Below are 9,419 nucleotides of genomic sequence, written 5' to 3'. Positions count from 1 at the left end.
ATCGCTTCATGATCGTCCCCGCCGCGATCTCGACGATCAGAAGGTTAGACAATCGCAGGCGTTTTCACACAGCCTGGGTCGAAACCAGCCGTTCGAGAGTGATCGCTGTCAACCCATGGCAAACGCAACAAGGTTGGGGCCGCTTCGCGCCCCATCGCCGGCAAGCGCGGCTCCCACCCGCACAGCGCGCGCCTGGAAGTTAAAGAGCCGGCTGGTCGGCGGCGATCACGGGTGTAGCCGTGCCAAGAGCTCAGACTCTAGCGAGTACGGCCTTGGCCTTCTCCAGCGCCATGCGCGCCCGCTGCTCACCACTGATGCCCTGCTCCATCAACTGCCGGGTGGGAATCTCCAGGCTCAATGGCACGCTCGCCGGCAAGCCCCGCAACAGCCCCACCAGGTCGGCATTGCCCTCCCCCGGAAAACGCCGTTCATTGCGCGCCTGGCGCAGGATCTCGTCCATATCGGCCGGCACCGGGCCGGCGACATCGCACAACTGGGCATAACGCATGCAGTGCGCCGGCAACTGCGCCAGGTCGCCCAGCGAAGAACGCGAGCGGTTGAAGTGGAAGGCATCGACCAGCACGCAACCATTGGCCCGGTCGGCGTTGGCCACCACGCGCATGGCCTGGCGCAGGTCGCGCACGTCGGTCCAGGGCATGAACTCCAGGTGCGGGTGGATGCCATAGCCGGCGGCCAGGTCGCACAGCTCGGCAAAGTGCGCGGTGAGGCGCGCTTCATCCGGGTCGTTGCCGGCCACCAGCAGCTCGGTACCGCCCAGTTCCGCACCGACCGCCAGGATCGCTTCGAAATCGGCCACGCAGGTGTCGGCCTTGAGGCGGAGGATTTCCAGGTCGAGCACCTTGATGCCGGTGTCACGCAGGCGCGCCTGGGTCTGCCGGCGCAGGCCAGCGTCAGCCACCAGCGGGAAGTGCTGCTCCTGCTCGGTGGCCGGCACCAGGCGCAGGCCCACATGGCTGTAGCCGGCGCGGGCGGCGGCTTCCACCATGTCTGGCGGGGACAGTTCGAGTACCGTCAGGGCGGCGAGGGAAAAAACTCGGTCGGTCATGTCATTTACCTAAGGGCGGAAAATCAGTCGATCAGTTCTGGCGCACAGGCCCGGCCGGTTTCGGCGGCCTGGCGAATCGCTTCGATCAGGGCCAGGGTGCGGCCTCCGTCGGCGGCATCGATCAACGGCGCTTCAATGCCCTGGGCGACGCGGATGAAGTGCTGCAACTGCAAGGTCAGCGCCTCGCCTGCTGGGATGGCTTCCTCGCTTTGCAGCAACGGTGTGTGCCAGCCAGAACCAGGCTCGGCGTAATGCCAGCGCTTGAGCTGCGGAATGCTCAGCGCGCCCTGGGTGCCAGCCAGCAGGTAGCAAGGCTGACCGTCCTGGCGCGGATAGACCGGGCTTTCGCCGGAGTCCAGTTCCCAGCTCCACGGCGCAGCCACCGCGTCGGAACCGGTCAGGCTGCCCAGCGCGCCGTTGGCGAACTGCAGCAGTACCGCCGCACTGTCTTCGTTGGCGAAGCCGCGCACGTCGTTGCGGGTGAATGCCTGCACCTGCACCACCTCGCCACACAAGTGGCGCAGCAAGTCGAGGTCGTGGATCAGGTTGGTGAGCAGAAAGCCCGCCCCCGGCTCACGGCGCCAGGGCGTTTCGAAGTAGCTGTCGGGCTTTTGCAGCTGCCACAGCGCGGTGACATTGATCAGCCGGCCCAGCTTGCCTTCGCTGATGACCTGATGGGCCTTGGCGATCAGCGGGTTGTGCCGCCGGTGATGGCCGACCAGCACCGGCACGCCACGGCGGCGCGAGGCCTCGACCAGCTTGCGCACTTCATCCAGGTGCACGCCCACCGGTTTTTCCACCAGCACCGGTACACCGGCCTCGACGCAATCCAGGGCGCAGGCCACGTGCAGGTTGTTGGGGTTGGCGACGATCACCGCATCGGGCCTGGCCTGCTCGAGCATCTGCCGGTGATCGGCGAAGCAGGCAACCCCGCATTCGGCGGCAAATGCCTCGGCCTGTGGGCCTGGGTCTGCCACGGCGCACAGCTGGGCTTGCGGCAGCCGGCGCAGGTGCTGGTAATGTTGGCGGCCCATGATGCCGGCACCGATCAGGGCGATTCGTAGGGGTGAGTTCAACGCACTGTCCTCTTATCGTTATTGTGGATTCGATTATGAAACCGAGTTCCACAATCGACACTGCACAATGTAGAACCAAGTTCAGCTTTTCAGAACGACCCACCCCACAGACTGTGCGATTACCGACCAGAAATGCACTTCAGGCGAACAGTTCGCTCGCCCTGCTGGCCGCCGACAGCTCTTCTGCCGCCGCCAGCAGCAACGGCGCCAGCTCTGCCAGCCGGGTTTGCGCCAGGCGGGCACTGGGGCCGGCAACGCTGAGCACGCCGATCACCTCGTCGCTCTGCGGGCGACGCACCACGGCGGCTAGTGCTGACGTGCCGATGGCCGACGTCTGCTCGACCCAGGCATAGCCGCGTTCACGGGCGCGGTGCAGGTAGGCCAGCAGTTCATCGGTCGAACGGGGTGCATTGGGGCCGAACTGAGCCGGGTCGGCAATGCCCTGGCGCAACACCATCTGCAGCGCTTCTTCATCGCTCAGGCTGGCCAGCCAGGCATGCCCGGAGGCGGTATAGAACAGTGGCGCGTCACGCCCCATGTCCGGGTCATAACGCAGCCCGGAACGGGCCCCCTGGGACTTGGCGATCCAGGTCTGGCGGTGGCCTTCGATTACCCCCAGGCGCACCAGTTCGCCGCTGTCCTGGGCCAGGCGATCGAGAATCGGCTGAATGATGTCGGCACCGCTGCTGGACAGGTAGCGAAAGCCCATCGCCACCAGCTTGGCCGACAGCTGATAGCGGCTGTTGTCGCGGTTCTGCCGCACGTAACCCAGGCGCACCAGTTCGGTGAGCATGCGGTGGGCGGCGCTCTTGGGAATGTCCAGGCGCTCGGCCAGGGTTTGCAGCGGCAAGCCGTGTGGTTCACCGGTGAGGCTTTCTACAAGACTGAAGGCGCGTTCGATCTGACTACCAGCCATGACACGTATCCCTGAGAATTTGCCGAATTCTAGAAGATGATTCCATGCCGTCGATAGCCACTGCAGCCTCCACGCATTGAAGTGTCCGGTTATCGACCAGAAGTTGGCGCTTGGCCTTGCAGTACCCTCGGCGTGCAAAGACTATTGTGGAATCGTGTTCCAATAATAATGCAGGAGATACCGCAATGCCCGCCGAACCCATCCCAAGCGACTGCGACGTACTGGTCATCGGCTCCGGCGCGGCCGGCCTGGCAGCGGCGGTTACGGCCGCCTGGCACGGGCAGAAGGTCATCCTGGTGGAGAAAGACCCCGTGCTCGGCGGCGCCACCGCCTGGTCCGGCGGCTGGGCCTGGGTGCCGCGCAATCCACTGGCCCGGAGCGCTGGCATCATCGAGGACATCGAGCAGCCGCGCACCTACCTGCGCAACGAACTGGGCAGCTATTACGATGCCGAGCGTATCGACGCATTCCTCGAAGCCTGCCCGCACATGGTCGCCTTCTTCGAGCAGCACACGGCCCTGCAGTTCGCCGACGGCAACGGCATCCCCGACATGCATGGCGACACACCCGGCGCCGCCCTCGGTGGCCACCAGGTGATTGCCGCGCCCTACGATGCCAGCCAGCTCGGGGCGCTGCTGCCGCGCCTGCGCAAGACCCTGCGCGAGACCTCGTTCATGGGCATGCCGATCATGGCCGGCGCCGACCTGGCCGCCTTCCTCAACATGACCCGCTCGCCGCGCGCGTTGCTGCATGTGTGCAAACGCTTCGCCCGCCACCTCTACCACCTGGCCCGCCATGGCCGGGCGATGCACCTGGTCAATGGGGTGGCGCTGGTGGCACGGCTGGCGAAGTCGGCTGACGACCTGGGCGTGCGGATGTTCGAGTCGACGGCGGCCAAGGGCCTGCTGATGGAAGACGGCAAGGTGCTGGGGGCGGTGGTTGCAACCGCGCAAGGCGAACGGGCGATCCGCGCCCGGGCCGTGGTGCTGGCCGCAGGCGGCTTCCCCAACGACCCGGCACGTCGCCAACAGCTGTTCCCGCGCGATGCCAGCGGCCACGACAACCTTGCCCTGCCCCCGCAGGCCTGCTCCGGCGATGGCCTGCGCCTGGGCGAATCAGCCGGTGGCGTGGTGGCCAGCGACCTCAAGTCGCCCGTAGCCTGGGCGCCGGTGTCGAAAGTGCCGCACCGCGACGGCAGCGTCGGCCACTTCCCGCACATCATCGAGCGCGGCAAGCCGGGCATCATCGGTGTACTCGCCAACGGCAAGCGCTTCGTCAACGAGGCGCATGGCTATTACGACTATGTATCAGCCATGGTCGCCGCCGTGCCGGAGGGTGAGGAAGTCTGCTCATGGCTGATCTGCGATCACCGCTTCCTGCGCCGCTTCGGCCTCGGCCACGCACGCCCGGCGCCCCTGCCGGTGGGGCCGCACCTGCGCAGCGGCTACCTGAAGCGCGGCACCACCCTGGAACAGCTGGCCCAGGCGTGCGGCATCGACCCCGCCGGGCTGAGCACCACGGTCGCCGAATTCAACCGGCATGCGCGCCAAGGCCAGGACCCGGCGTTCGGCCGTGGCTCGACCCCGTTCAACCGCAAACAGGGCGACCCGCTGCACAAGGGGCCGAACCCCTGCGTGGCGCCCATCGAGCAAGGGCCGTTCTATGCGGTGAAGGTACAGCCCGGCTGCTTCGGCACCTTCGCTGGCCTGCGCACCGACGGCCACGCCCGCGTGCTGAACGATGCCGGCCAGCCGATCAGCGGCCTGTACGCGGCCGGCACCGACATGGCCAGCGTGTTCGGCGGCTGGTACCCGTCCGGCGGCATCAACCTGGGGCCGGCGCTGACCTTCGGCTACGTCGCCGGGCGGCATATCAGCGGCGTAACCGAGTACGAGTAGCATCAGTGGGTGGCGAACCATGGACATTGACAGGGTTTGCCACTCAAACTGAGCCAGCCGCAAAAAGAGCGACCACCGACCTTATCCGAGGAGGACGACTGCACTTGAACAAGAACACCGAGCCCTCACGCGGCTGGCTGGCCAGCAAACTCCTCGCCGACGGCCAGGAACCGGACCCGCGCTTTACCCTGGCCAACGAACGCACCTTCCTGGCCTGGATCAGGACCGCGCTGGCGCTGCTGGCCAGCGGCATCGCCGTGGACATGTTCACCGCCGAGATCTTCAGCCCCGGCACCCGCCGCCTGCTGGCGGTGGCGTTGATCAGCCTGGCCTTGCTGCTGAGCCTGCCGGCCTTTGTCCGCTGGCTCAATGTCGAACGGGCGATGCGCCAGAAGCGCCCGCTGCCCTTCCCGCTGATCGCCCCGGCGCTGTCGATTGGCGTGTCGCTGGTGATGGCGTTCTTTGCCTATGCGGTGTTCTTCCATGCCTGACCCGCAACTCGCCCACGCCGATGACGGGTTGCAGCCGGAACGTACGCTGCTGGCCTGGCGCCGGACCATCCTGGCGATGGTCGTGTGCAGTTGTTTCTTCCTGCGCTGGGTGCCGCACCACCGCTGGCTGGCCGTGGCACCGGCGGTGCTTTGCCTACTGGCCGCGGGTGCCGCCTGGCTGCGCTTGCGGCGCAGCTACCAGCGCCATGTGACCGGCCTGCAGGCCGAGACCATCGCCTCTGGCATCACGGTGAACCTGCTGCTGGCGGTGTGCGTTACCGCGCTGTGTGCGGTCGAGCTGGCCGCGATCCTGGCCTGGTAACCTGGGCCCTTAGAATTGCGCCAGCCAGTAGGCCACGTCCACCTCGTCGATCTGCTCATCGCGCAGGAAGCGCCCGGCGTACTCCCTATGTACCCCGCTGCTGAGGAACAGCCGCAGCAGCTGCCCATCGATGTGGTTGTCACGGGCCATGGACACCAGGATCTTCACTGACTCGGACAAGGTTTTCGCCGCCTTGTATGGCCGGTCCGCAGCCGTCAGCGCCTCGAAGATATCGGCAATGGCCATCACCCGCTCGGCAATCCCCAGGTCATCCTTGCCCAGCCGCCGCGGGTAGCCGCCGCCGTCCATCTTCTCGTGGTGGTTGCCGGCGATGTCCGGCACACGTCGCAGCTGATGCGGGAACGGCAGCGCAGTCAGCATGATGATGGTCTGCACGATGTGTTCGTTGATCTTGAAGCGTTCCTCATCGTTCAGCGTGCCACGGCGGATCGACAGGTTGTACAGCTCGCCATGGTTGCTGGCATTGGCCGGCAGGCGCATGTCGAAGCCCCAGACGTTGCGCGGGTCGCCCTTGGCCACTGGCGGCTTGCGCGGGCCCCAGGGCACCTGGTGGTCAGGGCGGTCGGCCAGCAGCGGCTCAGCCACCGGCAAGGGCGCGGGTGCGGCACCGGCATGGCGCTGCGCCTCATCGTGGGAAATGCCCAGGCGGTTGTCGAAATGCCGCAGCCAGCGGCGCTGGCCGATACGCTGCAGGCGCTCGACATCTTCATCCTGCATGAACTCGCCACCGATATTGGCCTTGGCGACGAAGGCGAAATCGTCCTGCAACTCGGCGCGGCATTGCTCCAGCACTCGTTGCAGCGCCGCTTTGTCCGCGCCCGCCGCCAGGCCTTGCCAGTAGGCCAGCTCGGCGTCGCGCCAGAGCACCTCGAAGCGCATGCGGATTTCATGGATGCGGTTGTACAGGGTCTCCAGCTTGGTCGCCTTGTCCACCACGTATTCGGGGCTGGTGACCTTGCCGCAATCGTGCAGCCAGGCGGCAATGCGGAATTCGTAACGCTCGGCCTCGCTCATGCTGAAATCGGCGTAGGGGCCGCTGTCGGCCTGGACGGCCTTGTCCAGCAGCATCTGCGCCAGTTGTGGCACCCGCTCGCAATGGCCACCGGTATAAGGGCTCTTGGCATCGATGGCGTCAGCCAGCAGCTTGATCATCGCGTCCAGCAGGCGCTTCTGGGCTTCGACCAGCTGGCGCGTCTCGATGGCCACGGCAGCGGCACCGGACAATTCTTCGACGAAGCGGCGGAACGGCTCGCCGACTTCGGTGGGCATTTGCTGCAATTCAAGAACAAGGACGCCTAGCAGCTCCTGAGCACGGTCTTTGAGCACCAGCGCCAGGCTGCGCCCGCCCAGCCCCAGGGCCTGGGTAACCGTAGCGGCCAGGTCGCGATGCTCGGCCTCGCCCACCGCCAGCGCTTCAGGGTAGCCACTGCCCCGGCACGCGGCGGCCAGGCGCAGGTGGGCGCGCTCATCATCAAACAGGTACACCGCGCCCGCGCTGACCCCGGCTGCGTCCACCAGATGGCTCAACACGCCATCGAGCATGCGCTCCAGCTGGCTCTCCCGGCTCAAGGTCAGGGTGATTGCCTGGAAGCTGCGGATTGTGCCAGACATGCGGCTGAGCACCCGGCTCAGCTCCTTCACCTCAGACACCCGCGATGCCACCCCTACTTGGCGGCTGAAATCAAAATCGGCCAGGCCACGCACCTGTTCGGCCAGCTGATGCAGCGGACGCCCGATGCGCTGGCCGAGCAAGCCACCCAGCAGCAACAACACGGTCATCAGCATGGCTGTCCAGAGCATCTGCCGGAACAGCACTTCGCGTGCGCTTGCCAGCAGCTCCTGAGCCGGTACGGCGATCAACACCTGCAGGTCCTGCCCGGCCAGGTTGGTCAGCTGCACGCGCATGCCGTACCAAGTGGCACCGTCCACCTCATACACCTCGGGTCGGGTGCCGTGGGGCAGATGGTTGTAGATCTGCAGCAAGCTGGGGATACCCAGTTCGGCTACCCGCGACAGGCGCACCGACTCGCCTTCATGCACGATGACCCGCTGCAGGTCCGGGTAGGCGACGACGCTGCCTTGGTCATCGATGACCACAATCTCGGTGCCGGGGGTCATGCGCAGGTCGCGGGTTTCGCTGGCCAGGTCATCGACCGAGACATCCATGCCGAGCACCGCTGCGCCGTCAACGCTGCGCTGGGCCAGGGTCATGCCGATTTCGCGGGTGGTGAAAAACACGTAGGGACGGGTCAGCACCGTGCTGGCCTGCGCCGAGGCCTCGGCGAACCAGGGCCGTGTGCGCGGATCATAGTGATAGTCCGGCATGGCTTGGCGCTTGAGCAGGTTCAGTGCGGGGTCATAGAAGCGCCACTCGCCCACCCGAGCCCCACCCTCGCCCAGGCTGACACTCTGCACCAGGAAGCGGGTGCCGGGTGGCGCGGCAAAGCGCTCCAGCAGCTGCGGGTCGCGCAAGCGGCGCACCAGCAGGAATTCACCATTGGGGTAGCCGACATAGGCGGTGCTGAGCATCTTGTTGGCCTTCAGGCTCTCGACCAGTTGCGGCAGCCGCTCCAGGCGCTGGTCCAGCGTGACCGCAACCGGGTTGAAGGCTAGCAGGCGGATGCTGCTCTGCGCCGGGTCGACCAGGCGCCGGGCACGTTCGTCGATGGTCTTGCCGACCTGCTGCGCGGCATCGCCTGCGGCGGCCACCAAGGCCTGGCTGATACCGTGATAGCCCTGCCAGGCCAGGCCGGCGCCGAGCACCAGCATGCCCAGCATGATGGCCATCGCCACCAGCATTTGCAGGGGAATACCCCGCCTGGCGTGGCTCATGGCTGGTGGCTCCATGAACGCCCGATGCACACCCCGTTCGCCCACAGGCGACCTGCCGACCCGGCAGCACGACCCAGCAACACGCAGCCCATCCGCAGCATTCCTTGTGTGGCGACTTCAACAGTGTAATCAGTCAAAACGAACATGCCGGGCGGAGGTAGCACGCTGGCAGTTAGGCATGCGCGATAGTGGCACGGAGACATTACCGAATTCAATGTTCAGGCATGCCCGGCTTGGCTTTTTTTGGAGCGGCATTACCGGGGCGCCGGACTGCTCGGAAAGGGCTGCGCAGCGGACCCTGCAATCGTAAATAAAGCAGAAATTACTGAAGCTAACTCATGCAAGCGATTTGTTTTCCACCCATTTACTGCTCGAATATGTAGCTTTGAAACATGCAGTTTCAAAAGCATAAAACTTTCTCTTCAGGTAACTTTTCCTACAACATTTTAGGACGTAGAAAGTTTCCCAACGAAGTGATTCCTCGCTAGTGTTCCGGCTTCAGCTTAGTTTCAACGACTGACTTTGAATACTAATCAGAATTGCAGCTCGAACGTCGCCAGCTGTTAGACGAGAACTTTCCATGAGTATCACTCAAGACATTGCCAACGCCGTTGCCGAAGTCGAATTCCTCCTTACCCCGTGCAAAGCCTGCAAGCGCCAGGGCCTGCCCATCCTTCCCCTGCGCCGCGCCGTGGTACCCGATACCCGTCCCGGTAGTGACCCCGTCACGCAAACCCGGATGGGCCTGCGCACCTTGCGCAGCGGCTACCTCTACGTGCTGCTCGACCAGCGTATCT

General features: G+C 65.4%; 8 protein-coding genes. 4 read left to right on the top strand and 4 right to left on the bottom strand.

From position 1 onward, the window contains the following. Positions 1–250 precede the first annotated feature (250 nt). The 3 genes from F6X59_RS27535 to F6X59_RS27525 form a co-directional block, all read right to left on the bottom strand. A complete protein-coding gene (locus F6X59_RS27535; protein WP_152959222.1) occupies positions 251–1,066 on the bottom strand; it encodes a sugar phosphate isomerase/epimerase in 816 nt (271 codons plus the stop codon). A 23-nt stretch (positions 1,067–1,089) separates the two neighbouring features. Continuing rightward, positions 1,090–2,142, bottom strand: coding sequence for a Gfo/Idh/MocA family protein (locus F6X59_RS27530; RefSeq protein WP_152959221.1), 1,053 nt, complete (start codon positions 2,140–2,142; stop codon positions 1,090–1,092). 139 nt (positions 2,143–2,281) lie between these two features. Next, a complete protein-coding gene (locus tag F6X59_RS27525; protein WP_152959220.1) occupies positions 2,282–3,058 on the bottom strand; it encodes an IclR family transcriptional regulator in 777 nt (258 codons plus the stop codon). A gap of 185 nt (positions 3,059–3,243) precedes the next feature. Here F6X59_RS27525 and F6X59_RS27520 point away from each other — a divergent pair, with 185 nt between their 5' ends. From F6X59_RS27520 to F6X59_RS27510, 3 genes are all read left to right on the top strand, one after another. Further along, entirely contained in the window at positions 3,244–4,956 is a 1,713-nt protein-coding gene (locus tag F6X59_RS27520) for an FAD-dependent oxidoreductase (RefSeq protein WP_152959219.1), read from the top strand. Positions 4,957–5,060: 104 nt separating this feature from the next. Next, positions 5,061–5,447, top strand: coding sequence for a YidH family protein (locus F6X59_RS27515; protein WP_218572263.1), 387 nt, complete (start codon positions 5,061–5,063; stop codon positions 5,445–5,447). Next, on the top strand, positions 5,440–5,769 hold the full coding sequence (locus F6X59_RS27510; protein ID WP_152959218.1) for a DUF202 domain-containing protein: 330 nt from the start codon (positions 5,440–5,442) through the stop codon (positions 5,767–5,769). The genes F6X59_RS27515 and F6X59_RS27510 overlap by 8 nt, the downstream gene beginning before the upstream one ends. Before the next feature lie 9 nt (positions 5,770–5,778). Here F6X59_RS27510 and F6X59_RS27505 read toward each other — a convergent pair whose 3' ends face one another. Further along, positions 5,779–8,622 carry an HD domain-containing phosphohydrolase gene (locus F6X59_RS27505; protein WP_372240560.1) on the bottom strand — a complete coding sequence of 948 codons (2,844 nt, stop codon included), beginning with the start codon at positions 8,620–8,622 and terminating at the stop codon, positions 5,779–5,781. 580 nt (positions 8,623–9,202) lie between these two features. On the opposite strand from F6X59_RS27505, the gene F6X59_RS27500 reads away from it, so the two are divergent. Beyond that, positions 9,203–9,419: toxin VasX (locus F6X59_RS27500; protein WP_152959216.1), on the top strand; the 217-nt coding region annotated here is incomplete at its 3' end.

Origin of the sequence: Pseudomonas sp. MN1F, from assembly GCF_009391885.1 — a bacterium.
In the GTDB taxonomy this organism is placed as follows: Bacteria; Pseudomonadota; Gammaproteobacteria; order Pseudomonadales; family Pseudomonadaceae; genus Aquipseudomonas.
This window is presented reverse-complemented; position numbering and strand designations above follow the sequence as displayed.